Consider the following 26,848-nt stretch of genomic DNA (forward strand, 5'->3'; position numbering starts at 1 on the left):
ATGGTGTGATGGGCGGCGTGCAGGCGTACCGGCTGGTCCGTCGGCCGGCCGAGGCTGGGCCGGTACGGCTGCCCGACGCTGCCCAGGAAGAGGTCGTCGCGCACACCGACGGACCCCTGCTGGTCCTCGGTGGACCAGGCACCGGCAAGACCGGCACCCTGGTCGAGGCGGTCGCCGCCCGGGTCGCCGAGGGGGTGGACCCGGAACGGATCCTGGTGCTGACCTTCGGCCGACGTGCCGCCACCACGCTGCGGCACCGGATCGAGGCCCGGATCGCCGCCGGCACCCGCCGGGTACTGCACGAACCGCTGGTCAGGACTTTTCCGGCGTACGCCTTCGGCCTGCTCCGCCGGGCGGCGGCCGAACGCGGCGAACCCTCGCCCCGGCTGCTCACCGGACCGGAACAGGACCTGATCATCCGGGAACTGCTCGGCGTCGTCGGGCTGGAGGAGGGCGACGACACCGGGGAGATCGAGGATCCGGTCGGCTGGCCCGAGGAACTGCGGCCGGCGCTGCGTACCCGAGCCTTCGCGCAACAGCTCCGCGACCTGCTGATGCGGGCCGCCGAACGGGGCATCGGCCCGGTCGAACTGGCCCGGCTCGGCGAGAAGTTCGGCCGCGCCGACTGGCCGGCCGCCGCCCGCTTCCTCCGGCAGTACGTCGCCGTGCTCGCCCTGCGCGACGTCAGCAACCGGGGCTCGGTCGCCTACGACCCGGCCGAGCTGGTCCGGGCCGCCAGCGGTCTGCTCACCGACGACCCCGAACTGCTCGCCGCCGAACGCGACCGCCTCACCCACGTCTACGTCGACGAACTCGCCGACACCGACCCGGCCCAGATCGAACTGCTCGAACTCGTCGCCGGCGGCGGCAAGTCACTCGTCACCTTCGGTGACCCGGACTCGTCGACGTACGCCTTCCGGGGCGCCGACCCGGCGATCGTCGGCACCTTCGCGCACCGGTTCCGGACCGCCTCCGGCGCCATCGCCCGGACCCTGACGCTGCGTACGTCGTACCGGGCCGGGGCAGGCCCGCTGGACGCGACCCGGCGGCTGGCCCGCCGACTGCGTGGTCCGGTCGGCCACCGTGACCTGGTCCCGGCGCCCGACGTCCCGCCCGGCAGCGTCGAGGTCCGCACCTTCCGCTCCGGGACCAGCGAGGCGGCGTACCTGGCGCACACGCTGCGCGCCGCGCACCTGCTGGACGGGGTGCCCTGGTCACGGATGGCCGTGCTGCTCCGCTCCACCACGCTGCAACTGCCGCCGCTGCAACGCGCCCTGCACACCGTCGGGGTGCCGACCGTGGTGCACGCCGAGGACCTGCCCCTGCACTCCCAGCCGGCGGTCGCGCCGCTGCTGCTGCTCCTGCGCTGCGCCCTCGAACCGGAGCGGCTCGACGAGGAGGCGGCGGTGGCGCTGCTGCACTCGCCGCTCGGCGGCGCCGACCCGCTCGCCGAACGACGGCTGCGGCAGGGGCTGCGGGCCCTCGCCCTGGCCGGCGGCGACCGGCGCCCCTCCGGAGACCTGCTGGTCGAGGCGCTCCGCGACCCGACCGACCTGATCGCCGTCGAGCGGCGCTGGGCCGAACCGGCGAAGGCGGTCGCCACCCTGCTCGCCGCCGCCCGGGAGGCCGCCACCGCGCCCGGGGCGACCGCCGAGGACGTGCTCTGGGCGGTCTGGCGGGCCAGCGGGCTCGCGGAACGCTGGGCCGGCGCGCTGGCCCGGGCCCGTACCGCCACCGGGGCGGCGGACAGCGGACTGCGCTGGCGGGCGGCGGCGGCCGACCGGGACCTGGACGCGATCGTCGTACTCTTCGACGCCGCCGCGCGATTCGTCGACCGGCTGCCCGGTGCGCGTACCGAGGTCTTCCTCGACCACGTGCTCGGGCAGCAGTTGCCGGCCGACACCCTCGCCCCGAGCGCCGACCGGGGCGAGGCGGTACGCCTGCTCACCGCGCACGCGGCCAAGGGACTGGAGTGGGACCTGGTCGCGATCGCCGGCGTACAGGAGGGGATCTGGCCCGACCTGCGGCTGCGGGGCACCCTGCTCGGCTCGGAGCGGCTGGTCGACGTACTGGCCGGGCGCGGTGACGGGGCCGGGCTGGCGGCCAGCCTGGTCGGGCAGACCTCGGCGATGCTCGACGAGGAACGGCGGCTCTTCTACGTCGCCACCACCCGGGCCCGGCGCCGACTGCTGGTCAGCGCGGTCGCCTCGGCGGCGGTCGGGGTCGCCGACCAGGAGGAGCAGCCGAGCCGTTTCCTCTACGAACTCGGCCCGGCGGTGGAGAACGCCGACTCCCCGGCCGAGCCGTCGGCCGACTCCCCGGACTCCCCGGCCGAGCTGACGGCCGAGCCGTCGGCCGACGCCCCGGCCGAGTTGACGCCGGATACCCCGGCCACCGACTCGGGTGAGGTGTTAGGAGGGGGCCCTTTTTATACAGAAAGCGATAAGAGGGGGCCCTTCCTTACACCTGTGCCGAGGGCGTTGACGCTGTCGGCACTGGTGGCGGAGCTGCGTACCGCGCTTGCCGACCCGGAGTCGTCGCCGGCCCGGCGGCACGCGGCGGCGGCGGAACTGGCCCGACTGGCCCGGGCGGGAGTACCGGGGGCGCATCCGGACGACTGGTGGGGGCTGCGGCCGCTCTCCGACGACCGTCCGCTGGTGGATGACGGGGAGCCGGTCCGGGTGACGCCGTCGGGGATGGAGAGCGCGTTGCGGTGCAGCCTGCGCTGGCTGCTGGAGCGGCACGGTGGGAAGGCGCCGGCCAGTTCGGCCCAGGGGGTGGGCAACCTGGTGCACGCGGCCGCGATGCTCGCCGAGGACGCCAGCGTCGACAAGGGCAAGCTGCTGGAGTACGTCACCGCCCGGTTCGACATGATCGAGCTGGCCGCCCGCTGGCTGGCCGGGCCGGAACGGGCCCGTGCCGAGGTGATGGTCGACAAGCTGCTGCGGTGGCTGGCCGGCAACCCCCGCCGGCTGCTCGCGATCGAGCACGAGTTCGCGGTACGCCTCGACGACCCGAAGCGGCCGATCGAGCTGACCGGCCGGGTGGACCGGCTGGAGGTGGACGACGAGGGTCGGCTCGTGGTGATCGACCTGAAGACCGGCCGGTCGACGGCGGTGAGCGCGAGCGAGATCAACGAGCATCCGCAGCTCGGCGCGTACCAGGCGGCGGTCGAGGCGGGTGCCTTCGCCGACCTCGGGGTCGGCGCGGAGTCCGGTGGCGCCGCGCTGGTGCAGCTCGGCACCCCGACGAAGGACGCGAAGGAGCAGGTCCAGCCCCCGCCACCGGGCGAGGGCGAGGAGGCCGGCTGGGCCCAGGCCATGGTCAGGCGTACCGCCGAGACCATGGCCGCGGCGACGTTCTCGGCCGTGGCGAACTCGAAGTGCCGGGTCTGCCCGGTCCGGACCAGTTGCCCCGTTTCCGGACAGGGACGTCAGGTCGTCGAGCCACCGACGCGGTGGCGGCCGGGTGGTGGCCAGCGGCCGCCGGAGCAGCGTGGCGGAGGCAGCCGGTGACCCAGCCGTCGTTGTTTCCGGCGACGGCGCCACGGCGCCGCGTCGTGGACGCCGGACCCCGGTTCACCCCGGTCGAACTGGCCCGGCTGCTCCGGCTGCCGGCACCCACCGTGGAGCAGGCGGAGATCATCGCCGCCCCGGTGGAACCCCTGCTGGTGGTCGCCGGCGCCGGCTCCGGCAAGACCGAGACAATGGCCGCCCGGGTGGTCTGGCTGGTCGCGAACGGGTACGTCCAACCCGGGCAGATCCTCGGGCTCACCTTCACCCGCAAGGCCGCCGGTGAACTCGGTACCCGGATCCGTACCCGGCTCGGTCAGTTGGTGCGCCGACTCGGCCGGGACAGCCGGGACGTCGCCGGCGACCCGCTCGGCGGTGAGCCGACCGTGGCGACCTACCACTCGTACGCGGCCCGGATCGTCACCGAGCACGGGCTGCGGGCCGGCTACGAACCGTCCACCCGGCTGCTCACCGAGGCGTCCCGGTGGCAGCTCGTCGATCTGCTGGTCCGCAACCACGACGGCGACATGTCCGAGGTGGAACGGATGCCGAGCACGGTCACCGACGCCGTTCTCGCGCTCGCCGGTGACCTGGCCGAGCACCTGGTCACCCCGGACGAGCTGGCGGGCTGGACCGGCCGGTTCTTCGCCGACGTGCAGTCCCGCCCCGGCCGGGTCTACGCCGACGTCCGCAAGGCGCTGCACATCCAGCAACTCCGGCTCCGACTGCTGCCCATCATCCGCGCGTACGACCTGCGTAAGCAGGACTTCGAGGCGATGGACTTCGGCGACCAGCTGGCCCGGGCCGCACTGGTGGCCCGGGACCATCCCGAGGTCGGTGCGATCGAGCGGGGTCGCTACCGGGTGGTGCTGCTCGACGAGTACCAGGACACCAGCCACGCCCAGGTGGTGCTGCTGCACTCGCTGTACGGCGGCGGCCACCCGGTGACCGCGGTCGGCGACCCGTGCCAGTCCATCTACGGCTGGCGGGGCGCCAGCGCCGGCACCCTGGACCGGTTCCCGTCCGAGTTCGCCGGGCCGGGCGGTGAACCGGCCCAGATCCGTACCCTCACCACGAGCTGGCGCAACCGACCGCAGATCCTGGACGTCGCGAACGGGCTCGCCGCGCCGCTGCGGGCCGCCGGGGCCCGGGTGGCCGAACTCGGCGCCGCGTTCCGGGTCGACGAGGAGATCCCGGCCCGGACCGGGCGGGGACGCCCCGGCGGCACCGTGCACTGCGCGCTGCTGGAGACGTACGCCGACGAGGCCGAGTGGATCGCGGACAGTGTGCTGGCGGCCTGGCGGGGCGCGGCGCGGATGCCGGACGTGTTGCCGGAGCACATCCCGCTGGAACGTCGGCCGACCACGGCCGTACTGGTCCGGCTGCGCAGCCAGATCCCGGCGATCGAGGCGGCGCTGCGGGAGCGGGGGCTGCCGGTCGAGGTGGTCGGCCTCGGCGGGCTGCTGGACACCCCGGAGGTCCGGGACGTGGTCTGCACGCTGCGGGTGCTCTCCGACCCGACGGACGGGGCCGCGCTGCTCCGGCTGCTGACCGGGGCGCGTTGGCGGATCGGACCCCGGGACCTGGTCGCGTTGCACCGTCGGGCGAACGCGATCGCCGCCGCCCGTCGGGCCCTGCCCCGGACCGACGACGAGCCGGAGATCGTCACCGACCGGTTGGACGAGGCGACCCTGGTCGAGGCGCTCGCCGACCTGGGACCGGCACAGTTGTACTCCGCGGAGGGTTACGCCCGGTTGCGCGCGTACGCCCGGGAACTCGGCCTGCTCCGGCACCGCCTGGACCAGCCGCTGCCGGACCTGCTCGCCGACGTCGAGCGGACCATGGGGCTGGACGTGGAGGTGGCGGTCCGGGCCGGCAGCGACGGCCGGGGTGGGGACGCCGGGCTGGCGCGCGGACACCTCGACGCGCTCGGCGACGTGGCGGCCCGGTTCGCCGGTGACACCGGTGGGGCGCCGCTGCACGCCTTCCTCGCCTATCTCGCCGCCGCCGAGGACGAGGAGCGTGGCCTCTCGCCGGGCGAGGTCGAGGTGGTCGAGGGCGCGGTGCAGATCCTCACCGCACACGCCGCCAAGGGCCTGGAGTGGGACGTGGTCTCGGTCGCCGGGCTGAGCCGGGGTGTGTGGCCGGGCGCGGCCCGTGCCTCCGACCACTACCTCCAGGGGTTGGGGGTGCTGCCGTTCCCGCTGCGTGGCGACGCGGACGGGCTGCCGAGGCTGGCGCTGGACGAGGTCGAGGACCAGAAGGGGGTGGCCCGGGCGCTGGCCACCTTCGCGGACGACTGGCGGGCACACGACGAGCGGGAGGAACGGCGGCTGGCGTACGTCGCGGTGACCCGCCCGCGTCGGTTGCTGCTCTGCTCCGGCTACTGGTGGGGGGAGGGGACAAAACGCCCCCGTGGCCCGTCGGTCTTCCTCCGCGAGGTGTACGACTGGTGCGTCGGCACGCCGGACGGGGACGGTGGCGGCAGTGGTCTGGTGGTCGACGCCTGGACGCCGGAGCCGGCCGCCGACGCGACCAACCCGACTACCGAGGTGGTACTCCGGGCCGAGTGGCCAGGCGATCCGCTCGGCACCCGTCGGCCTGCCCTGGCCGAGGCGGCCGCCCTGGTCCGCCGGCTGATGTCCGAGGAACCCGACGAACGGTCACCGGAGGTCGGGGAGGGCGGGGAGACGGACCCGGCCCGGGAGGCCGGGGAAACGGACGCGGCTCGGGAGGCCGGGGAGACGGACCCGGTGGACGACAGCCCGCTGCCGGCGGTGGACCCGGAGGCGGCGGCCGTCGCGGCGGCCTGGCGCCGGGAGGCGGATCTGCTGCTCGCCGAACGGGACGCGCTGCTGCATCGCGCCGGCCCGGTCGAGGTGGCGCTGCCCGAGCATCTCTCCGTCTCCCAACTGGTCGCGTTGCGCCGCGACCCGGCGGGACTGGCCCGTACCCTGCGCCGGCCGATGCCGGCCCGGCCGGAACCGCACGCCCGGCGCGGTACCGCCTTCCACACCTGGCTCGAACAGCGGTACGGCGCCGACCGGCTGCTCGACATCGACGAGTTGCCGGGGGCCGAGGACGCGGACGCCGCACCCGACGAGGTACTCGCCGAACTGCAGGAGCGTTTCCTGGCCAGCGAGTGGGCGGACCGTACCCCGGTCGAGGTGGAGGTGCCGTTCGCCACGGTGGTCGGTGGGCTGCTGGTACGGGGGCGGATGGACGCGGTCTTCGGCGCGCCGGGCGGGCGGTACGACGTGGTCGACTGGAAGACCGGTCGACAGCCGTCCGGGGCGGAGGCGGACGCGGCGGCGGTGCAGTTGGCCGCGTACCGGTTGGCCTGGGCGGAGTTGGCCGGGGTACCCGTCGACCGGGTCCGCGCGGCCTTCCACTACGTCCGGGAGAACGTGACCGTACGTCCGGCGGATCTACTCGACGCCGACGGGCTCGCCGCCCTGGTCGCCCAGCTGCCGGAGGCGGACTCGGCAAACTGATCCTGCGGAAACCGGGTGCGGCGCGCGAAGATGTGCTAGCGTTGGCTACGTTGCAGTTTTGGTTCCCAGAGACTCTGTGTGCGCCTGCGGGATTGTGACCGTAGGCGCTCTTTGTTGTGTCCGGAGTTCTCCGGGCGGGGCGACCAGGGCGACAGCAGCTCACGCTTGCCGCGTGGGCGACTTTCGGGCCGTAAGGTGCGGTCCGAGACGTTCCGTCAGGAGACGAAACACATGGCAATTGGCACCGTGAAGTGGTTCAACGCTGACAAGGGCTTCGGCTTCATCACCCCGGACGGCGGCGGCGCCGACGTCTTCGCGCACTTCTCCGCCATCCAGAGCTCGGGCTACCGGAGCCTGGACGAGAACCAGCGCGTGGAGTTCGAGATCACCCAGGGTCAGAAGGGCCCGCAGGCGGAGAACATCCGCCCGCTCTGAGCCCCAGGCTCCACCACCACACCCGAACCCGGGGGTGGTGACGCGGCCAGCCCGTGCCCCAGGCCGGGCTGGCATCCGCGTATTTTCCCGGTCCGTGCCCACGGCCACCGGGCCAGTACGCTGCGGGCGGCGACGACGCCCCGGCCCTGGTCACCGGTCGCCTTCCTCGACACGTGCCGCTGTCAGGAAGGTTCCGTGTTGCCTCGTACCGTCGATTCCATCCGTCCCATCACTTCGTTCGCGGACGCGTCGCTGGCCTCCGGCCTGCACGCCGCGTTGACCGCGAACGGCATCGTCGAGCCGTTCCCGATCCAGTCAGCGACCCTCCCGGACTCGCTGGCTGGTCGGGACGTGCTCGGCCGGGGCCGTACCGGCTCCGGCAAGACCCTCGCCTTCGGGCTTCCCCTGCTGTCCCGGACCGCCGGCCGCAAGGCCCGCCCCCGGTCCCCGCTCGCCCTGGTCCTGGTCCCCACCCGGGAGTTGGCCCAGCAGGTGACCACCGCACTGGCCCCGTACGCCAGCGCGGTCGGTCTGCGCTGCGCCACCGTGGTCGGCGGGCTGTCGCTGGTCCGGCAGGCCGACGCGCTGCGGGCCGGCGCGGAGGTGGTCATCGCCACCCCCGGTCGGCTCGCAGACCTGGTCAACCGGGGCGACTGCCGGCTCGACCAGGTCGCCGTCACGGTGCTGGACGAGGCCGACCAGATGGCTGACATGGGCTTCCTGCCGCAGGTCACCGACCTGCTGCGGCAGGTGGCAGCGGACGGGCAGCGAATGCTCTTCTCGGCCACCCTGGACCGTGGCGTCGACCGGCTGGTCCGCCGCTTCCTCACCGATCCGGTGACCCACTCCGTGGACCCGGCGACCGCCACGGTCAGCGCGATGACACACCACGTGCTGCAGGTCGACGCCGAGGACAAGGGTGTGGCGACGACCCAGATCGCGGCCCGCGACGGCCGGGTGATCATGTTCGTCGGCACCAAGCACCGGGCCGACCGGCTCGCCCGACAGCTGCTGACCAGCGGCGTACGGGCGGCGGCGCTGCACGGTGGCAAGTCCCAGCCGCAGCGGACCCGCACTCTGGAGCAGTTCCGTGCCGGCCAGGTCACCGCTCTGGTGGCGACCGACGTGGCGGCGCGTGGCATCCACGTCGACGGGCTCGACCTGGTGGTGAACGTGGACCCGCCGACCGAGGCGAAGGACTACCTGCACCGGGGCGGCCGTACCGCGCGGGCCGGTGAGTCGGGCCGGGTGGTCACCCTGGTCCTGCCCGAGCAGCGTCGGGAGGTGGCCTCGCTGATGAACACCGCCGGGATCCGGCCGGAGACGGTCCGGGTCCGCCCCGGTGACGAGGCGCTGGTCCGGGTCACCGGGGCGCGGATGCCGTCCGGCGTGCCGGTCACCCCGCCGACGGCCCCGAACCCGTCGCCGTCGGCGTCCCGGTCCGGCCGGTCGTCGCGGAAGGCCGGGGCGGGTGCCTCCCGGGCACACGGGGCGTCGTCGTCCCGTACCCAGGGCGCCGCTCCGGTGCGCGGCACCGGTACGGCGTCGACACAGGCCCAGAGCGCGGCGTCGACCCGGTCCGGCACCACGGGAACGCACCGGTCCGCGGCGGCGTTCTCGGCGGCCCGGTCGACCGGCCGGCCACCCCGCCCGCGCGGTCCCCGCCGGGCCGCCTGACACAGCTGCCCGGGCGGTCACGTCGGGGCGCCTGACACAGTTGCCCGCACCGTCACGTCGGGCCGCCTGGCACTGCCTCCGGCAGCCGCCCAGGCGGCCCGCGTCGTGCTTTCTGACACCGGTTCGGCGTCACCCGGCCCTCACACCGTCACCTGCCCGCCCGGCGCGCCGGGCGGGCCGCCCGCCGTCTCCGATCGGCCAGCCCAGTTATGTCCGCGAATACACCCGATCGGGTCCGATGGGCGACTGTGGATCGACTCCTGGCGGGTCATCCTGTCCTGGGGATCCAGCGGCCAGCGGGGAGGTCGCGGTGGGAGGTTGTCATGACCGTGAGTTTCGGGGCGGGCTCGGTTCGGGAAATCCTGGTGGTACTCGCGCTCGCCGTGTGTGGACTGCTGCTCGCCATCCTGGTCGCCTTCACCCCCTGGTACGGCATGGCCGCCGGTGGTTCCGCCGAGGCGGAGGTGGTGGAGGTCCACTCGCCGGGCGGGCCGCCCGGAACCGGTGGGGTCAGCGCCGCCAGCAACGGTTGAGCCGGCGCCGTCCGGCCCCGTGCCGGTGGGGTTCGCCAGCGGCCCGCACCGGTGGTGTTCACTAGAGGAATGCCGGTGAACCTCACCCCTCCGCCGAGTGGTTCCCAGGCTCAGCCCGGATCCGCCTGGGCGGCGGGTGCGGTGACCCGACTGGGTACACCGCCCGCACCGCAGGCCGGGCCACCGTCACCGCCGCCGCCGGGACCACCCGGTGGTGGCTGGGACCGCCGCAGGCTCTGGTGGTTCGGCGGTGCGGCCGGCGCCGTACTGGTGATCGGCCTCGTGGTGGTGCTCGCGATGACCCTGACCGGCAGTCAGGGCGCGAGCCCGTTTCAGAGCAAGCCGGAGGCGGTGGAGGACGTCCGGCCGCCGCTGGCCCGCAAGTGCCCGCCGCTGGCCGGTTCCGCGGCACCGAGCGAGCCGCCGGCCGATCCCGTACCGGCACCCCGGGTGCCGCCGAACGCGCCGGGCAGGCCGGTGGACGGCGAGCGGACCGTCGACCGCGACGCCGGCATCTCGTACGCCACCTACGGGGCGCCCTGGGAACTGTGGCGTGCCGTGTGGAACGCGGGCAGCCTGCAGGTGCCGTACAAGGTCGGGCAGCACTTCGTCACCGAAGAGGCGTACGACGGGTTCAGTGACTACCACGCCTCGATCCTCTCCGCGGCGGTGCCGGCGGCCGAGAACGACGCCCTCACCTTCGACCTGGAGTGTGTCGGCCGGCAGGTGGCCAGCGACGCCCGCGCCGAGTACTACCCGCAGCCGAACCGGATCGAGTCGATCCGGGACGAGCGGACCACCGTCGGCGGTCGTCCCGCCTGGGTGACCGTGTTCCGGCTGCACTTCACGCAGCCGGACCTGCGGGCCACCGACGAACTCGCGGCGATCGCCTGCATCGACGTGGGCCGGCCGACCGCCGCGGTGCTCTACGTCTCGATTCCCGGCACCCACCGGCAGTTCGACTGGGTGGTCGACCACGTCCTCGACTCGGTCCAGGTCGGCTAGGGCACGTCCCGCCCGTCCCACCCGTCGTCGCGCCACCGGGTACGCCGCCCGCGACGGTACGGGAACGCGCTAGGGTCGGTTCGTGGCGGCGGGAAGATCGAGAATTCCAGGGGTGAAGCATCCGGTCGAGCGGTTCACCCTCGACAACGGCCTGCGGGTGGTGCTGGCACCGGACCGCAGTGCACCGGTGGTAGGGGTGGCGGTCGTCTACGACGTCGGCATCCGGTCGGAACCGGAGGGACGGACCGGCTTCGCCCACCTCTTCGAGCACCTGATGTTCCAGGGCTCGGAGAACCTGGAGAAGCTCGCACACTTCAGGCACATCCAGGGCGCCGGCGGCACCTTCAACGGCTCGACCCACCTGGACTACACCGACTACTGGGAGACGCTGCCGAGCAACGCGCTGGAGCGGGCGCTCTTCCTGGAGGCGGACCGGATGCGCGGCCCCCGGCTGACCGAGGAGAACCTGCGCAACCAGGTCGACGTGGTCAAGGAGGAGATCCGGGTCAACGTGCTGAACCGGCCGTACGGCGGCTTCCCCTGGCTGAAGCTGCCGCCGGTGCTGTTCAGCACCTTCCCGAACGCGCACGACGGCTACGGTTCGTTCCAGGATCTGGAGAGCGCCTCGATCGCCGACGCGACCGACTTCTTCGACCGTTACTACGCCTGCGGCAACGCCGTACTGGCGGTCGGTGGGGACCTGGACGTGGCGGAGGCGACCGCGCTGATCGAGCGGCACTTCGGGGACGTGCCGGCCCGGCCGGCTCCGGGGCGGCCGAGTTTCGCCGAGCCGGACCTGACCGGTGAGCGCCGGGAGACGTACACCGACGCGCTGGCGCCGCTGCCCGCGGTGGCGGCGGCCTGGCGGGTGCCGGACCCGATCACCGACTTCACCGGCTACCTGCCGTACGTGGTGCTGGCCGAGGTGCTCACCGACGGCGACGCGTCCCGGCTGGTCGAGCGGCTGGTGCTCCGGGACCGTACGGTGACCAGCGTCGGCGGCTACCTCGGCCTGATGGGCAGCCCGTTCGACGTACGGGACCCGACCGCCCTGGTGCTGCAGGCGCACCTGCCGCCCGGCGGCGACGTGGACAAGGTGCTCCGTACCGTCGACGAGGAGCTGGACCGGGTGGCCTCCGACGGGCTGGCCGCCGACGAACTGGCCCGTACCCAGGCCCGGATGGCCACCCATCTGCTCCGGGAGACCGACGCGGTGCTCGGGCGCGCGTTGCAGATGGCGGTGCTGGAGCAGCAGCGGGCCGATCCGGGACTGCTCGGCGAACTGCCCCGGCTGGTCGGCGAGGTCACCGAGGAGCAGGTGCGGGCGGCGGCCGCCACCCTGCGTCCGCAGCGTCGGGCCGCCGTCGAGGTCGTCCCCGGTGGAGGTGCCCGGTGACCATCCGTACGCTGCCCCCGCTCGGGCCGAACCGCAAGCTGAAGCTGCCCCGGGCGGTCGAGCGGACCCTGTCCAACGGGCTGACCGTGATCGCCATCCGCCGGCCCGCCGTGCCCCTGGTCGAGGTGCGGCTCTGGCTGCCGTTCGGCCGGGCGAACCTGGCCCGGGGGCTGATGCTCTCGCAGACCCTGCTCTCCGGCACCAGCACGATGACCTCGGTGCAGCTCGCCGCCGAGTTGCAGAAGGTGGGCGGCGGGCTGAGCGCCGGACTTGACGCCGACCGGCTGATGGTCTCCGGCACCGGTCTGGTCACCGGGCTGGACCGGATCCTGGAACTGCTCGGCGAGGTGCTGACCGGGGCGACGTACCCGAACGAGGAGGTCGCCACCGAGCGGTCCCGGCTGATCGACGGGATCCGGATGGCCCAGAGCCAGCCGTCCCACCTGGTCCGCCGGGCACTGCTCAAGCGGATGTACGGCAAGCACCCGTACGCGGTGCAGACGCCGGAGCCGGAGCAGGTGGCGGCGGTACGGCCGGCCGCGCTGCGTACCCTGCACACCGACCGGGTGCGTCCGACCGGGGCGATCCTGCTGCTGGTCGGCGACGTGCAACCGGCCCGGGCGTTGGACGCCGCCGAGCGGGCGCTGGCCGACTGGACCGGGGACGGCGCGCCCGGCGAGCTGCCCCCGACGCCGCCGCTGGAGCCGGGGCCGCTGCTGGTCGTCGACCGGCCCGGTTCGGTGCAGTCCTCGCTGCGGATGGCGTTGCCGGCGGTGCCGCGCACCCATCCGGACCACGCCGCGTTGCAGCTGTCCAACCTCGTCTTCGGCGGATACTTCTCGTCCCGCTGGGTGGAGAACATCCGCGAGGACAAGGGGTACACGTACGGGCCGCACTCCACGATCGAGCACTCGGTCGCCGGTTCCGCGCTGGTGGTCGCCGCCGAGGTGGCCACCGAGGTGACCGGCCCGGCGCTGCTGGAGACGGTCTACGAGCTGGGCCGGCTCGCCTCGCTGCCGCCGAAGGAGGACGAGCTGGAGCAGGCCCGGCAGTACGCTCTCGGCACCCTGCAGCTCGGCGTCTCGACCCAGGCCGGGCTCGCCGCCGTGGCCAGCGCGTACGCCGGTGCCGGGTTGCGGCTGGAGTACCTCGCCGAACACGCGGCGCGGCTGGCGAAGGTGACCCGGGACGACGTGGCGGAGGCCGCCGCGACGTACCTGGCCCCGTCCCGGGCGGTCAGTGTGGTGCTCGGCGACGCGGGTCGGATCGAGGCGCCGTTGGCGGTGTTGGGACCGGTCCGGACGGAGGCCGTGGAATCGTGACGTCCCCCGGGGCGCCCGGTCCGACCGCCGAGCCCGGTCCGGAGGACCACCCGCCGCTGGCCCGGTCCACCCTCGACCGGGCCGCCCACCGTCGGACCGACCAGCGCTGGCTGGCGGAGGCCTGGCAGCGGGCCCGGGTGCTCGTGGTGGACGTGGCGGCCGGCGGGCGGACGCTGGTCGGACCGTCGACCGACAAGCCGGAGTTGGTGCTCTTCGGTCCGGAGAACGTGCCGCCGAACGATCCGGAGGCCCGGCTGTTCCTCGGCGTCGAGCCGGACGGGGTGCCGGTGTTCGCGGTCGACACGCCGTTGCCGACGGTCGAGGGGGCCCGGCCGGCGGGGTTGCGCGAGATCGGGCACCTGCTCAGTGACCGGGACGCCGGGCTGCTCACCACCGCGATCGCGCTCTCCAACTGGCACGCGCGGCATCCGTACTCGTCGGTCACCGGCCTGCCCACGACGATCGGTGACGCCGGCTGGACGCGGCGGGACGAGGCGGGGCAACAGCTCTGGCCGCGTACCGACCCGGCGATGATCGTGCTGGTGCACGACGGCGTTCCGGGTCCGGAGGGGCGTTGCCTGCTCGGCAACAACGCGGCGTGGCGGGCCAGCGAGGGCGTACGCCGGTTCTCCTGCCTGGCCGGGTACGTCGAACCGGGCGAGTCGGCGGAGGACGCGGTGCTCCGGGAGGTGACCGAGGAGGTCGGCCTGGTCCCGCACCACATCGGGTACGTCGCCAGCCAGGCCTGGCCGTTCCCCGGGTCGTTGATGCTCGGCTTCTCCGCTCTCGCCGACCCCGACCGACCACTGCGACTGGATCCGGAGGAGATCGCCCACGCCGGTTGGTTCACCCGTCGCGACATCGGCGCCGTGCTGGCCGGGGGGCGGGTCGAGGTCGGCGAGGGGCTTCGACTTGGACTGCCGCCGCCGTCGTCGATCGCGTTGTTCCTGATCCGTCGCTGGCTCGACGAGGCGCGGTGACGCCGCCGCGCCGACGCGGGTCCGACCCGGCCCGATGACGCCGGTGCGACGGGTGTCGACCGTGGCGGGCCGGGGCCGCTGAGCGGGCCGGGGTCGGCGGCCGGACAATCTTGGCCCGCGACCGTCGTTGCCGCGACGATCACGGGCCAAGATCATGGGCCGTCGGGGGCCGGGTGTGGCGTGGTACGCGGCGGGGGAGCCGCCCGACCGACGACGGTCGTCTAGGTGGGTAGGCCGAGTCGTGGACCGAGGGTGCCGGGGCGGGGACCGACGTTCGGGCCGCCCGGCGGTGGGGGCAGGTGCTCGGGCTGTGGGCCGAAGTTGCCCGGCCGCGGGGTCCGGTCGCCCGACCCGGTACGGAGTGGGTCGTCGCGGTGCCGGCGGTCCGGCTCGCCCACCGGCAGCACCTTCACCCGTTGCCGCCCGGACCGTACCGCGCCCACACTGGACAACGCTCGGGCGAGGAGCAGGGCGGCGTCCCGGTCTTCGGCGCGGACGACCTGTCGGCGCTGCTCAGGGGTGGTCTGCTCGTCGCGGAGGCGCTCCCCTTGCGCCCATGCGGCGGCCAGCTCGTCGTCGGCGGCGGCACGGATATCCGTGCGAACGATGAGAAACCGCATGCGTGTCTCCGACAAGACGGTGACGGATGATGAGTCTCTGATTACCGAGTGAAGTCGGTTCGTGGAACTTCCACGTAGCCTCCTGGCCTATGTTCACCCATCCCGGGTCAACGGGCAAGTGAAACGCGCCGATTGGAGTAGTCGCTCGTCCGATCAGGTGACAGTCGGTCACGGTCGGTCCGGAAGCTCCAACGAGGACGGGGCCGCCGGCTCCCGACTGGGAGTCGACGGCCCCTCGGCCCGTGTGGCTGTCGCCCCGACCGCCGCTGGTCTCGCGGTCGGGACGGATGTCTCTACTGCTCGGTCAGCCGACCCGTACGGCGGCTGCGTTGGGCCGGCGGGATCGCCGGGGCCCGACCGGCCGGGTTGCGGTTCGGCCGGGCGGATCGTCGGGCGGCGTTCTCGGCCAGCCAGTCGAGTGTCTCCTCCGGACTGAGCGCCGCGCCCTGCAACCACTCGAAGATCAGGTTGTACGTGCCGATCTCGTTCTGGTCGGTGAGGATCAGGTTCTTCGACTGCCCCTCGATCGCCAGGGTCTCCGGATCCTGCAGTTCGGCGAACCGGTACAGCGAGAACCCGGTGTGCGGCAGGTACCAGTCGGCGATCGTGGTCTCGGCGAGCAGCACCTGGAGCGTGACGTTCGGCAGTACGGCGAGCTTGCGCAACTGGGCCAGCTGCCCGCGTACCACGTCCCGGGGACCGGCCCGGCTGCCCAGCGTGGCCTCCTCGATCACCGCCGAGTAGCGCGGCGGCTCACCGCCCCGGGTGAGCAGGGACTGTCGGGACATCCGGGCGGCCACCTCGGTCTCCGGGTCCTCGGTGTCGTCGTGCGCGGGATCGGTCACCAGCTTGCGTGAGGAGAGGATGCGCACCTTGGCGTACCCCTTGGTCTGCAGCAGGCCGGGGACGATCACCGGGCTGTACTCGCGGATCTCGGCGCAACCGGCCTCCAGCTCCGCGAAGACCTGCTGCCGTGGCGTCATCACCTGGTACGACCGCAGCCAGCTCCGGATGTCGCCGGCCTCGCCGACGATGTTGGCCAGTTCGTCCCGGAGTGGACCGGTCACCCGGTAGAGATCGAGCAGGTCGAGTACGTCCTTCAGGTCCGGCCGACTGCGGCCGTTCTCCAGACGGGACAGTTTGGACGCCGAGGCCCAGCCCACCGCCTCGATGACCTGGTCACCGGTGAGCTTGGCGTTCTCCCGGAGACGGCGCAGTTCCGCGCCGAGCCGGCGTCGTCGCAGGATCGGGCTGGGTTGAGGAGGCACTGGATTCTCGCTATCGATCGCGTCGGGCCCGTGGCGGGCTGGGTGTGGACGGTCCGTTGCGCGCCCCAGCGGAACAGTATGCCGCTGTCATGCACTGTCCGCTGCTGAATCGCCACGGCGTGTCGCAATGGGCGGTGATTGCCTGTTGAAGTGGCTCCGCGCCGTCCACGCTCGACAGCGGTCGGACATTGGGGTTCGGACCACTTTCGATGCCCATGCTCGACGACCTCGCCCCCAGCCCGAAGGGACCCCTCGATGCGAACCGTCCTGCGCCGCCGCGACTTCCGGCTCCTCTTCGCCGGCCTCGCCTTCAGCATGACCGCAGAGTCGATCATGTTGTTGGCGTTGGCCGTCTGGGTCAAGGACCTGACCGGTTCGGACGGCATGGCCGGCGCGACCATCTTCGCGATGATCGCGCCGATGGTCCTCGCCCCGATCGTCGGCTGGGTGGTGGACCGGTTCCGCCGCCGCCCGTTCCTGATCGTCGCCAACCTCGGCACCGCGGTCGTGCTGACCCCGCTGTTCCTGGTCCGGGACCGGGACGACGTCTGGATCATCTACGCGGTCGGCGCCCTCTACGGACTCGGGTACGTCGCGCTCAACGCGGCACTGAACGGACTGCTCAAGGAGATCATGCCCGAGGAGCTGATGGCCGAGGCGAACGGCGCGCTGCAGACCGTCAAACAGGGCTTGCGGCTGGTCGGCCCGCTGCTCGGCGCGGCGCTCTACACCGGGGCGGGAGGCTGGCCACTGGCCCTCGTCGGGGTGCTGGGGTTCCTGGCCGCCGCGATCGCGGTCACCGTGCTGCACGTCGAGGAGCCGAGGCCGCACCGGGCCCGGTTGCGCTGGGTGGCCGAGGTGGGCGCCGGCCTGCGTCACATGACCGCCGAACCCGCCCTGCGCCGGGCGGTGGTCGGTGTCGCGCTCGCCGTACTGGTGATGGGCTTCAGCGAGTCGCTGATCTTCGCGTACGTGGACCGGGGGCTCGGCCGGGAACCCGCCTTCGTCGGCGTGCTGGTGACCGTACAGGGCATCGGCGGGCTGCTCGGCGGCCTGCTCTCACCCGTGGTGGTACGCCGGTTCGGCGAGGTGGCCGCCCTCGCCGTCGGGGTGGCGGTCTTCGCGTCCGGGGCGCTGCTGCTCGCGTACCCGACGCTCTGGCTGGCCTTCGTCGCCCTGGTGCTGCTCGGCTTCAACCTGCCGATCGCCCTGGTCGGGATGGCGACGCTCGTCCAACGTCGTACCCCGGGGTTTCTGCTCGGCCGGGTCGGCGCGGCCTCGGCGGCGTTGATCAGCGGGCCGCAGGCGGTCTCCATCGGTACCGGCGCGCTGCTGGTCGGTGTGCTGGACTTCCGGCTGCTCTTCGTGGCGATGACGGTGGTGATGCTGGCGGCGGCGACCTACCTGTGGGCCGGTCGTCGGCTCAGCCCGCCGTCGCACGCCCGACCCGTCGCCATCCCCGCCCAGGCGGCGCTGGCCAACCGGCCCGCGACCCCCGCCCCGGCCGTGCCGGCGGGGGTGGCGCCGGGCGGCGGCGCGGCCGCCGACCGGTGTTAGGAAGGGCCCCCTCCTATCCAAAAACGATAAAAAGGGGCCCTTCCTTACACGTCAGTTTCCGGCGAGGGCGGCCAGCTGCTTCTTGACGTCGACGATCGAAGGGTTGGTGAGCGCGGTGCCGTCCGGGAACCGGACGGTCGGCACCGTCTGGTTGCCGCCGTTGACGCTCATCACGTACTCCGCGGCCGCCGGATCCTGCTCGATGTCCACCACCTCGTAGCCGATGCCCTCCCGGTCGAACTGCGACTTCAGTCGGTGGCAGTAACCGCACCAGGACGTGGAATACATCGTCAACATCGTCGGGACCTCCGCGGTGTGCGTTCGTCGGGCCAGGTCAGGCCGGTGGGGGCCGGCCGGACATCGGATCGGACGGGATGTCGATCACACAGGCTAAAGGTGCAACGTCGGCGGGGCCTGCCATGATTCCTACCTGTGGCGGCTGACTCAGAGCTGGAACGGATCCTGACCGGGCTCGACCCCGAGCAGCGGACGGCGGTGACCGCGCCGGCCGGGCCGGTCTGCATCCTGGCCGGCGCCGGCACGGGCAAGACCCGGGCGATCACCCACCGGATCGCGTACCGGGTGCGCAGTGGTGAGATCGCGGCCCGGCACGTGCTCGCGGTCACCTTCACCGCGCGGGCCGCCGCCGAGATGCGGGCCCGGCTCGGCGGACTCGGGGTGCCGGGGGTGCAGGCCCGGACGTTCCACGGCGCCGCCCTGCGCCAGGTCCGCTACTTCGCTCCCCGGCTGCTCGCCGGCCGGGAGATGCCCGAACTGCTGGACAGCAAGGTGCGGCTGGTCACCCTGGCCGCCGCCCGGGCCGGGCTGCGTACCGACCGGGCCGCCGCCCGCGACCTGGCCGGCGAGATCGAGTGGGCCAAGTCGTCGCTGGTCGAGCCGGGGGAGTACGTCGTCGCGGCGGCCAAGGCCGCCCGGGACACCCCGTTCGAGCCAGCCAAGGTCGCCGAGGTCTTCACCGCCTACGAGAAGGCCAAACGGGCCAACGGGGTGATCGACTTCGAGGACATGCTCCGGGCGGCGGTCTGGGGGATCGAGGAGCATCCGGACGTCGCCGAGCAGATCCGGACCCAGTACCGGCACTTCGTCGTCGACGAGTACCAGGACGTCAACCCGCTGCAGCAGCGGCTGCTGGACGCCTGGCTCGGCGGCCGGGACGACCTGACCGTGGTCGGCGACGCCAGCCAGACGATCTACTCGTTCACCGGTGCCACCTCCGGCCACCTGATCGACTTCCCCCGCCACCACCGGGACGCGGTGGTGGTCCGGCTGGTCCGCGACTACCGCTCGACGCCACAGGTGGTCGGACTGGCCAACGCGGTGATCAGGCAGGCCAGCGGGGCCGAGGCGCGGCTGCGGCTGGAACTGGTCGGGCAGCGCCCGCCGGGCCCCGAACCGGACGTGCGGATCTTCCCCGACGAACCGGCCGAGGCCGCGGCGGTAGCTGTCCGGTGCCGAGAGTTGATCGCCGCCGGCACGCCGGCCCGGGAGATCGCGGTCCTGTTCCGCACCAACGCCCAGTCCGAGGCGTACGAGAAGGCGTTGGCCGAGGCGGAGGTGCCGTACCAGGTCCAGGGGGCGGAGCGGTTCTTCGAACGGGCCGAGGTGCGGCAGGCGCTGGTCGCGCTCCGCGCGGCGACCCGCAGCACACCGGGGGAGACCCCGCTGGTGCCGGCCGTGGTCGAGGCGCTGACCGCGGTCGGCTGGGCACCGGACCAACCCCCGCCCGGCGGTGCCGCCCGGGAGCGGTGGGAGGCGCTCGCCGCGCTGGTCCAGCTCGCCGAGGAGTACGCCGCCACTCCGGTCGTCCTGCCGATCGGGGAAGCCGCCACCGTGGAACGGCCCTCCTCGCTGACCGACTTCAACAACGAGCTGGCCCGGCGGGCCGCCGCGCAGCACGTACCGACGGTCGACGGCGTGACGCTGGCCTCGCTGCACTCGGCGAAGGGGCTGGAGTGGGACGCGGTGTTCCTGGTCGGGCTCTCCGACGGCACCCTGCCGACCACGTACGCCCGGACAGCCGAACAGGTCGAGGAGGAACGGCGCCTGCTCTACGTCGGGGTCACCCGGGCCAGGGAGTGGCTCTGGCTGTCGTACGCCCTGGCCCGCTCGCCGGGCGGCCGGGCCCGGCGCCCGTGCCGGTTCCTGCCCCAGTTCGACCGCTCCGGTGGACGGTCCGACTCGGCGCGTTCCGGCGCGGGGCGGTCGGACCCGGCGCGTTCCGGCGCCGGCAGGGCCGACCGTCGACGGGTGGTCGTCTCCTGCCGGGTCTGCGGTGCGACCCTGCTCGCCGGTGCGGACCGCAAACTGGGCAGGTGCGCGGACTGCCCGTCGGACCTGGACGAGGGACTCTACGAACGGCTGCGCGAGTGGCGTGGCCGGGTCTCCGGCGCGCAGAAGGTCCCGGCGTACGTGGTCTTCACCGACGCCACCCTGGTCGCCCTGGCCGAACGGCGGCCGTCCCGGTCGGAGGAGCTGCTCGCCATCGCCGGCATCGGCCCCCGCAAGCTGGGCCTGTACGGCGACGCGGTACTCGCGCTGATCGCCGGCTCCGAGGTCGACGACGTGCTGATGGCGGCCGCTCCGGAGGACGGCGGAGAGCCCTCGGAAGAAACTTCTGTAATCCAGCCGTAAATCGTTTGCCCTCGCCCCCGGGTGAGGAATAGCCTCATGGCACACCTCGAGAGCGGCGGCTTTCCGGCTGCTCACGGGGGGTCTGAGTCCGATGTTGGTAACGAGTGAGAGTTAGGAGGCGAGTCCCATGGTGACGAAGACGTATCTCGTCGAGCGGCCGTGGGCGTTGCCTGCTGTCCTCGCTCCGATGTCGGAGGCCAGGTGCATCCTGACCGCCGACACCCCACGGGTTCCGCAGGTGCACCAGGTCCTCACCCAGGCCGAGCTGGGTCAGGCCCGCGTGTCCGCGGAGCGTCAAGGGACCAATGGATTCACGGGCAATGGCATCCAGGGCGCCGTCAAGCGGATGGATGTCAGCGGGGTTCCACCTCGAGGTAGACCGGTCTAACACAGACCAGCCGGCTCACCTCGAGGCCGCGGAACCCGTAAACCGGGATCCGCGGCCTTAGTTTTTTCCGCACTACAGCCGTACGTCGGAACAACGATCTACGAGATCGGAACGAGAGAGAGGTGACCGGGGATGAGTCTGGCGTTGGCCACCCTCGACGCGAACGTCGAGTGGGAGGCGAACCTGCCCTGCCGGAAGTTCGACCCTGACCTGTGGTTCGCCGACTCGCCTGCCGAGCTGGAGCTGGCCAAGTCGCTCTGCGGGGACTGCCCGCTGCGCGTCGAGTGCCTGGCCGGTGCGGTGGAGCGGGCCGAGCCCTGGGGTGTCTGGGGCGGCGAGATCTTCGAGCGTGGCGCGGTGGTTCCGCGCAAGCGGCCCCGTGGCCGTCCGCGCAAGGAGGACGTCGCCCGGGACGCCGCTCTGCGGGTCGAGGCCCAGGCGCGGATGGCGGCCAACGGGCTCGCCGAGTCGCGCAACACGGTCCGGCTGGCGGCCTGACATGAACCCGATCCGTACGTCCGCCGGATTCGCTCCGGCACCCCGCGTCGCCGAGATCACCGCGGCGACGTCGACCAACCCTGCACTGCCCACCCTGAGCGGAGTACCGAAGATGTATCTCATCCACGAAGCGTTGTCCCGGGCCCGAATGCGCCGGCCTCAGGCCGGTCGCACCATCACGAGCACTGAGGCAACCCGTTCTGCCCGTACGATCGCCATCGAAGCCCGTCGCCGGGCGGCGCGTGATCTGGGCAGCCTGTAAAAGACCGTGCCGGCGGGTACGCCGCCGACACTGACGAGCAGCCGAACCGATGTTGACGAAGGGCCCGTCGCGGTGGAGTGATCCACCGCGACGGGCCCTTCCGACGTCGGGGCGTGTCGTGGTCCCGGGCGGACCGGTGGGTTCGGGGCGACCCGCTACGGCACCGGGGCGAAACCGGGCAGCCAGCGTTCCACGATGCCGCGGTAGGGCGCCTTCGCCTCCAGCTGGCAGAGCACCCCGATCGAACCGAGGGTGACCCGGTGGATCAACATGTACGACGGGGGCAGGTTGAGCTGCCGACCGAGTTGGTAGGCAGGCGACCGGGGGTTGGCGATCCGGGCCGCCTCGACCCTCAGCCAGGCCCGGGTGAACCGGAACTCCTCGACAGAGAGCGGCTGCAGGATCGGCATCAGGAAGTCGAGCACCGCCTGGGCGTCGATCGGGTTTTCGACCCGGATGAAGCCCTCCTCGCGCAGACCGGCCACCACGGCGTCGGCTTCGCCCGCCAGGGCCAGCCGGACCAACCGGCCGATCGGTTCCGGATGCCCGCCGGGGAGCCGGGCCACCGCACCGAAGTCGATCACCCCGAGTCGGCCGTCCGGGAGCAGCCGGAAGTTGCCCGGGTGCGGATCCGCGTGCAGCAACCCGGCCCGCATCGGCGCCGAGAAGTGCAGGGTGGCCATCAACCGGCCGGCCTGGTCGCGTTCGGCCTCGGTACCGGAGTTGATGATCTGGGACAGCGGCTTTCCCTCGACCCAGTCCGTCACCAGCACCTGGGGCGCGGACGCCACCACACCGGGGACGAAGATCTCCGGATCGTCGGCGTACGCGGCGGCGAAGGCCCGTTGGCTCTCCGCCTCCAGCTGGTAGTCGAGTTCCTCGCTGATCCGTTCGCGTAGTTCGCTGAGGAGCGGCTTGATGTCCAGGCCGGGCTGGATCGCCCGGAACATGGCGCCGAGTCGGGACAGCTGCTTGAGATCGGAGAGCAGTGCCGGTCCGGCGCCCGGGTACTGCACCTTGACCGCCACCGGCCGACCGGCCGGGGTGCTCTCCGCCTGGGCGGCGGCGCCGGAACGGGCCTTGGTGGCCCGGCGCCGGCCGGCCGGGGCGACCGGGATGTCGGTCTTCCAGACCGCCCGGTGCACCTGCCCGATGCTCGCCGCGGCGGCCGGTTTGTCATCGAATTCGAGGAAGTACGACCGCCAGTCCGGTCCGAGCTGCTCGGCGAGCACCTTGTGCACGGTCGCGGCGGGCAGCGGTGGCGCCGCCTCCTGGAGCTTGGTCAACGCCTGCCGGTACGGTGCGGCGACCTCCTCCGGCAGGGCTGCCTCGAACACCGACAGGGCCTGGCCGAACTTCATCGCCCCGCCCTTGAGCTGCCCCAGGACGCTGAACAGCTGCTCGGCGGTGCGCTGCTGGATCTCGTTCGAGATCACCTCGGAGGCCAGCCCGGTCACCCGCTTGCCGACGCCCAGCACGGTCCGACCCGCGAAGCCGAGCGGCAGAGCGGCGAGCTTGGCGGTCCGGGAGACGGCACGGCGCGGGATGTCGGTCACCAGATCATTGTTACCGACGCGACGGCATTGCGGCCGCCGTCGGCGGGTGGCTCGGGCCACGTCCTGCCAGCGACGGTGCCCGTTTTCGCGGTTGGCCCGTCGCCGAAGGCCGTTTCGGTACGCCGTGGCCGGGATCGTGCTATTGCCGGAAGCCACCACCGCCCGCCCGGCGTGCCCGGACGGGCGGTCCGCCCGATCGGCCCATCCGCCTGTGACCCGGCCTGTGACCCGGGCTGCGGACCCCGCCTGTGACCTGGCCCTGTGACCTGGCCCTGTGACCTGGCCCTGTGGCGCGACCTGTGACCCGGGCTGCGGACCCGGCCTGCGGACCCCGGCCTGCGACTTGGCCTGCGACCCGGGCGCCCGGCGTCTGTCGGCTACCGGCCGTCGTCCGGGTCAGCGGCCGGGGCACCGTGCCGTGCGGGCCGGGATGCCGGGCGGCGGCGACCGCAGCCGCAGGCCGGGTGCGGCGGCCAGGTACGTCGCCGGACCCGACCCGGGCCGGGTATCTCCACCGCCCCACCCACGGTTTCCGGGCTGCCGCCCTCCAGGAAGGCGAGGACCTCGGCGACGCTGTAACCGACCGCGCTGATCAGGTTGGCGGTCAGGCAGGGCTGCGGTGCGGCACCGCCGGCCAGTTGGGCGGCCAGCCCGGGCCAGCCGGGGTCGCGGTCCTGTCTGTGCAGGTCCAGGCAATTCAGACAGGGGGAGCCGTGCGTCGGCACCAGGGGACCGACGATCGGCGTGCCGTCGCGCAGGTCCAGCAGCAGGTGTGCCTGCCGGCGTTGGGCGAAGCCGGTGGCGAGCAGCCCGGCGGGGCGGTCGGCGCCCACCTGGACCACCAGGTCGGCGTGGCCACGCCGGATGGGCCGGGTGTCGGTGCCGGGCATGCAGCGGGCGATCGCGTCCGCGACGGCCGCGGCGCGAGGTCGGCGTACGTCGGCGGCGGGCAGTCCACCGCCTGAGGCGTCGGTCGGCAGGACCGGACCGACCAGGTCGGGGTGGACGTGTCCGATCCCGGCCTGGGCCAGGGCGATCGCGACGGGGGCGGCGAGCCGTCCCGGACCGGTCACCACGACCCGGGCGGCGGCCCGGCGGCGGAGCAGTTGGGCGGGGGTGCCCGGCGTGTCCGGTTCGCGCAGGGCGAGGGCGGCGGCCTCGGCGGCGAGGCGCTGGCGTACCGGCTCGGCCAGGTCGGTGGGGAACAGGGTGTGCCCGGCGACGACCAGTCCCGCTGCCCGCAGGGTGTCGATCAGGGTACGGGCGTCATCCCGGGTGACGTTGACGGTGTCGGCGTGTTCCAGGATGGCCCGCTCACTCCGGGTGCCGTCGAGCAGGTCGAGGAGCCGGGCCGCGGCGGGGTTGGCCACTTCGAGCAGGACCGCACGGCGAGGGTCCAGGCCCAGTTGCAGGGTGTGCCGGTCACGCCAGAGACGGGCGAGGCCGGGCAGCAGGGTGGGGCGGGGAAGCGCGCTTCGGGTCATGGCGTGACACGCTGTCACCGCCGGCTCCGGGGCCGCCGGCTGTTGTCCACAGCACGCGAGCACTGTGCACTGCTCTATCCACAGGTTTCGCGGGTTTTCCACAACCGGCGGGTAACTTCTGTCGCCGCGTGGACATAACGTCCGGTGTCCGTACCGCGACAGCCGTTGAGCTGGAAAGCGGGAAGGGGTGGCGTGTCCGCCACCCCTTCCCGCAGTCTGCGTGCCTGTCGATGTCAGACCTTGGCCTTGCCGAGGATCCGGTTGACGGTCGTGCCACAGACCGGGCACTTGCCCTTGGCCATGTTCATGCCCGTCTTGGAAACCTCGACGTTGCCCTCGAAGTCACGCTTTTCCTTGCACTTGACGCAGTATCCGTTGTAGGTCTGGGCCTTTTCGGCCACGGTGCCCTCCTCGTCTCTTCCGCCGGCTCTCTCAAGCCTGACGTGCGCCCGGCGGCGGGCCACGTAGGCGCCAGCGCTGGGGTTTCTCCACGGTCACCGCTGTGACCGCCGGTCCGCGGACCCTACCCAGATCTGGGCAGTTCCATGTCAGCAATCTGTCGGCACTGTGAGGAAGCCGACGACCAGAGTGTGCATGCCGGAATAGGTCGGATAAGTCAGTTTCGCAGGGACACGCCGGATGAACCGCGTCGAACGACCACTCAGGGGGGCGGAAACACCGGGCCGACATGATCGTCTACCGTGGTCGAGGGCATCCGGCTGGAGTGCTCGGCGGAGCACCCCGGTCAGCCCGCTGTGTACGCGCGGGCGATCATCTTAATGAATTTTTTCCGGACGGTTCCGGGCTAACCGGTATTTTTCCGGCGGCAATCTCCGTGTTGACTCTTGCGGTCCCCTGGTTGGTAAGCATTAGTTTTCCATCGTGAACGAAACCCGGGGCGGCGCGGACCGGTAATGGCGGGGTTGCGCAAGCCGGTCGTCGAGGTACGGCGCAGTCAGCGCCGGCGCCGGACGGTGTCCGCCTATCGGGACGGCGAGCGGGTCGTGGTACTCATCCCGGACCAGTTCTCCCGGGCCGAGGAGAGCGAGTGGGTGGACCGGATGCTCGCCCGGCTGGCCGCCCGGGAGGAGCGGCTCGGCCGCTCCGACGAGGAACTCCTGCTCCGCTCCCGTCGACTCATCGACCGCTACCTCAGTGAACACGGGCGGGCCGCGATCCCGGCGAGCGTCCGGTGGGTGACGAATCAGAATGGTCGTTGGGGTTCGTGTACGCCCGCTGACCGGACTATTCGGATCTCCCACCGGATCCAGGAAATGCCGGACTGGGTGATCGACTACGTGGTGCTGCACGAGTTGGCGCACCTCGTGGTGCCGAGTCACAACGCGCGATTCTGGGCCCTGGTCGGCCGCTATCCGAAGACCGAGCGGGCCCGGGGCTACCTGGAGGGCGTGGCGGCCGCCGCCGGGATCGTGCTGGCCGACTGAACGCTCCGGCGGCGGGCCACGCAACCCGGCGGGCCGACCGCCGACCTCCAGTCCACCGGCGGGGCGTACTAGGGTCGAGCGGTGCCCCGCCGTGTGATCGTGGTGATGCTCGGACCGGTCTCCTGGACGCCGCCGGGGATCGAACCGCCGCGCTGGCGGTCCGCGCTCGCCGAAGACGTGGTCGACCTGGTCGCCACCCTCAACGAGGTGGACGCCGCGATCGGCGTGACCGCCGCCGACCGTGCCCTGGCCGACGCGATCGCCTGGCCCGGCATGCCCGTCTACGAGCTGTCGGCCAACCGGGTGGGCGCGGTGCTCAGCGCCGCCGCCGGGCACGGGTACGACCAGGCGGCGGTCGTCGCCGCCGACGTACCGGACGTACCGGGACTGCTCCTCGGCAAGCTGCTCCGCCCGCTGACCACCCGTACCGTCGCGGTCGCACCCGCCCTCGGCACGGCACCTGGCCTGCTCGGAGTGGCGGCCCGGCTACCGGCGCCGGACTGGCTGCCCGAGGTCGATCTCGACGTCGCCGACGTCCGCCTGATCCGCGGTGCCGCCCCGCGACCGGCCGAGGTCGCGGTCAGCCCGGGCTGGCGTCGGATCCGGGAAGCCGCCGACCTGGCCACACTCGACCCGGCCGTCGAGGGCTGGGACACCACCCGGATGCTGCTCGGCCGCTGAGTCGGCCCGGACCCGGGTCACCCGGTCGAGGACCGGTTCCGGCAGCGGGCCGGACCAGGCGTACCCGGACGGCTGGCCACCTC

The 26,848-nt window shown here is 72.8% G+C and carries 19 protein-coding genes and 1 pseudogene; 14 read left to right on the top strand and 6 right to left on the bottom strand.

Going from position 1 to position 26,848, the window contains the following annotated elements; translation table 11 throughout:
• Positions 1-17: 17 nt before the first annotated feature.
• The 9 genes from V1633_RS01030 (at position 18) to nudC (ending at position 14,354) form a co-directional block, all read left to right on the top strand.
• Complete coding sequence (locus V1633_RS01030; RefSeq protein WP_407951946.1) at positions 18-3,515, top strand: ATP-dependent helicase; 3,498 nt, start codon at positions 18-20, stop codon at positions 3,513-3,515.
• Positions 3,512-7,006 (top strand): ATP-dependent helicase, encoded by a 3,495-nt coding sequence (locus tag V1633_RS01035; RefSeq protein WP_331212171.1) that lies wholly within the window; start codon positions 3,512-3,514, stop codon positions 7,004-7,006. The genes V1633_RS01030 and V1633_RS01035 overlap by 4 nt, the downstream gene beginning before the upstream one ends.
• Positions 7,007-7,237: 231 nt before the next feature.
• A complete protein-coding gene (locus tag V1633_RS01040; protein ID WP_007072850.1) occupies positions 7,238-7,441 on the top strand; it encodes a cold-shock protein in 204 nt (67 codons plus the stop codon).
• Between the two features lie 195 nt (positions 7,442-7,636).
• The gene (locus tag V1633_RS01045) at positions 7,637-9,118 is read left to right on the top strand and encodes a DEAD/DEAH box helicase (protein WP_407951934.1); all 1,482 of its coding nucleotides are present in this window, start codon (positions 7,637-7,639) and stop codon (positions 9,116-9,118) included.
• Positions 9,119-9,441: 323 nt separating this feature from the next.
• Positions 9,442-9,651, top strand: a complete 210-nt coding sequence (locus V1633_RS01050; RefSeq protein ID WP_331212172.1) for a hypothetical protein — start codon at positions 9,442-9,444, stop codon at positions 9,649-9,651.
• A 75-nt stretch (positions 9,652-9,726) separates the two neighbouring features.
• Positions 9,727-10,656 (top strand): hypothetical protein, encoded by a 930-nt coding sequence (locus V1633_RS01055; RefSeq protein ID WP_331212173.1) that lies wholly within the window; start codon positions 9,727-9,729, stop codon positions 10,654-10,656.
• Between the two features lie 82 nt (positions 10,657-10,738).
• A complete protein-coding gene (locus tag V1633_RS01060) occupies positions 10,739-12,052 on the top strand; it encodes a M16 family metallopeptidase (RefSeq protein WP_331212174.1) in 1,314 nt (437 codons plus the stop codon).
• Positions 12,049-13,374: a M16 family metallopeptidase gene (locus V1633_RS01065; protein WP_331212175.1), complete on the top strand. Its 1,326-nt coding sequence runs from the start codon at positions 12,049-12,051 to the stop codon at positions 13,372-13,374. The genes V1633_RS01060 and V1633_RS01065 overlap by 4 nt, the downstream gene beginning before the upstream one ends.
• Positions 13,371-14,354 (top strand): NAD(+) diphosphatase, encoded by a 984-nt coding sequence (gene nudC / locus V1633_RS01070; RefSeq protein ID WP_331212176.1) that lies wholly within the window; start codon positions 13,371-13,373, stop codon positions 14,352-14,354. Before V1633_RS01065 ends, nudC begins: the two co-directional genes overlap by 4 nt.
• A 386-nt stretch (positions 14,355-14,740) precedes the next feature.
• On the opposite strand, the pseudogene V1633_RS01075 reads toward nudC, so the two are convergent.
• Together V1633_RS01075 and V1633_RS01080 are read right to left on the bottom strand one after the other, a co-directional pair.
• Positions 14,741-14,974: pseudogene (locus V1633_RS01075) on the bottom strand (hypothetical protein); the annotation flags it as partial.
• Between the two features lie 293 nt (positions 14,975-15,267).
• Positions 15,268-16,242, bottom strand: coding sequence for a helix-turn-helix domain-containing protein (locus tag V1633_RS01080; RefSeq protein WP_331212177.1), 975 nt, complete (start codon positions 16,240-16,242; stop codon positions 15,268-15,270).
• Positions 16,243-16,497: 255 nt separating this feature from the next.
• Between V1633_RS01080 and V1633_RS01085 the strand changes: the two genes are divergently transcribed.
• Positions 16,498-17,799: an MFS transporter gene (locus V1633_RS01085; protein ID WP_331212178.1), complete on the top strand. Its 1,302-nt coding sequence runs from the start codon at positions 16,498-16,500 to the stop codon at positions 17,797-17,799.
• A gap of 51 nt (positions 17,800-17,850) precedes the next feature.
• Here the strand turns inward: V1633_RS01085 and V1633_RS01090 are convergent, their stop codons facing one another.
• The gene (locus V1633_RS01090; protein ID WP_331212179.1) at positions 17,851-18,096 is read right to left on the bottom strand and encodes a mycoredoxin; all 246 of its coding nucleotides are present in this window, start codon (positions 18,094-18,096) and stop codon (positions 17,851-17,853) included.
• A gap of 135 nt (positions 18,097-18,231) precedes the next feature.
• Here V1633_RS01090 and V1633_RS01095 point away from each other — a divergent pair, with 135 nt between their 5' ends.
• Both V1633_RS01095 and V1633_RS01105 read left to right on the top strand, forming a co-directional pair.
• On the top strand, positions 18,232-20,451 hold the full coding sequence (locus V1633_RS01095; protein WP_331212180.1) for an ATP-dependent DNA helicase UvrD2: 2,220 nt from the start codon (positions 18,232-18,234) through the stop codon (positions 20,449-20,451).
• A 520-nt stretch (positions 20,452-20,971) separates the two neighbouring features.
• The gene (locus V1633_RS01105) at positions 20,972-21,337 is read left to right on the top strand and encodes a WhiB family transcriptional regulator (protein ID WP_331212181.1); all 366 of its coding nucleotides are present in this window, start codon (positions 20,972-20,974) and stop codon (positions 21,335-21,337) included.
• A 417-nt stretch (positions 21,338-21,754) separates the two neighbouring features.
• On the opposite strand, the gene V1633_RS01110 is transcribed toward V1633_RS01105, so the two are convergent.
• From V1633_RS01110 to V1633_RS01120, 3 genes are all read right to left on the bottom strand, one after another.
• Positions 21,755-23,155 carry an ABC1 kinase family protein gene (locus V1633_RS01110; RefSeq protein ID WP_331212182.1) on the bottom strand — a complete coding sequence of 467 codons (1,401 nt, stop codon included), beginning with the start codon at positions 23,153-23,155 and terminating at the stop codon, positions 21,755-21,757.
• A gap of 377 nt (positions 23,156-23,532) precedes the next feature.
• Entirely contained in the window at positions 23,533-24,639 is a 1,107-nt protein-coding gene (locus tag V1633_RS01115; protein WP_331212183.1) for a PqqD family protein, read from the bottom strand.
• 233 nt (positions 24,640-24,872) lie between these two features.
• A complete protein-coding gene (locus tag V1633_RS01120; RefSeq protein ID WP_165436864.1) occupies positions 24,873-25,040 on the bottom strand; it encodes a DUF5679 domain-containing protein in 168 nt (55 codons plus the stop codon).
• A 513-nt stretch (positions 25,041-25,553) separates the two neighbouring features.
• On the opposite strand from V1633_RS01120, the gene V1633_RS01125 reads away from it, so the two are divergent.
• Together V1633_RS01125 and V1633_RS01130 are read left to right on the top strand one after the other, a co-directional pair.
• Positions 25,554-26,084, top strand: coding sequence for a M48 metallopeptidase family protein (locus V1633_RS01125; protein ID WP_331212184.1), 531 nt, complete (start codon positions 25,554-25,556; stop codon positions 26,082-26,084).
• 81 nt (positions 26,085-26,165) lie between these two features.
• Positions 26,166-26,765 (top strand): hypothetical protein, encoded by a 600-nt coding sequence (locus tag V1633_RS01130; protein WP_331212185.1) that lies wholly within the window; start codon positions 26,166-26,168, stop codon positions 26,763-26,765.
• The last annotated feature ends 83 nt before the right edge of the window (positions 26,766-26,848 follow it).

The organism is Plantactinospora sonchi (genome assembly GCF_036422035.1).
In the GTDB taxonomy this organism is placed as follows: domain Bacteria; phylum Actinomycetota; class Actinomycetes; order Mycobacteriales; family Micromonosporaceae; genus Plantactinospora; species Plantactinospora sonchi.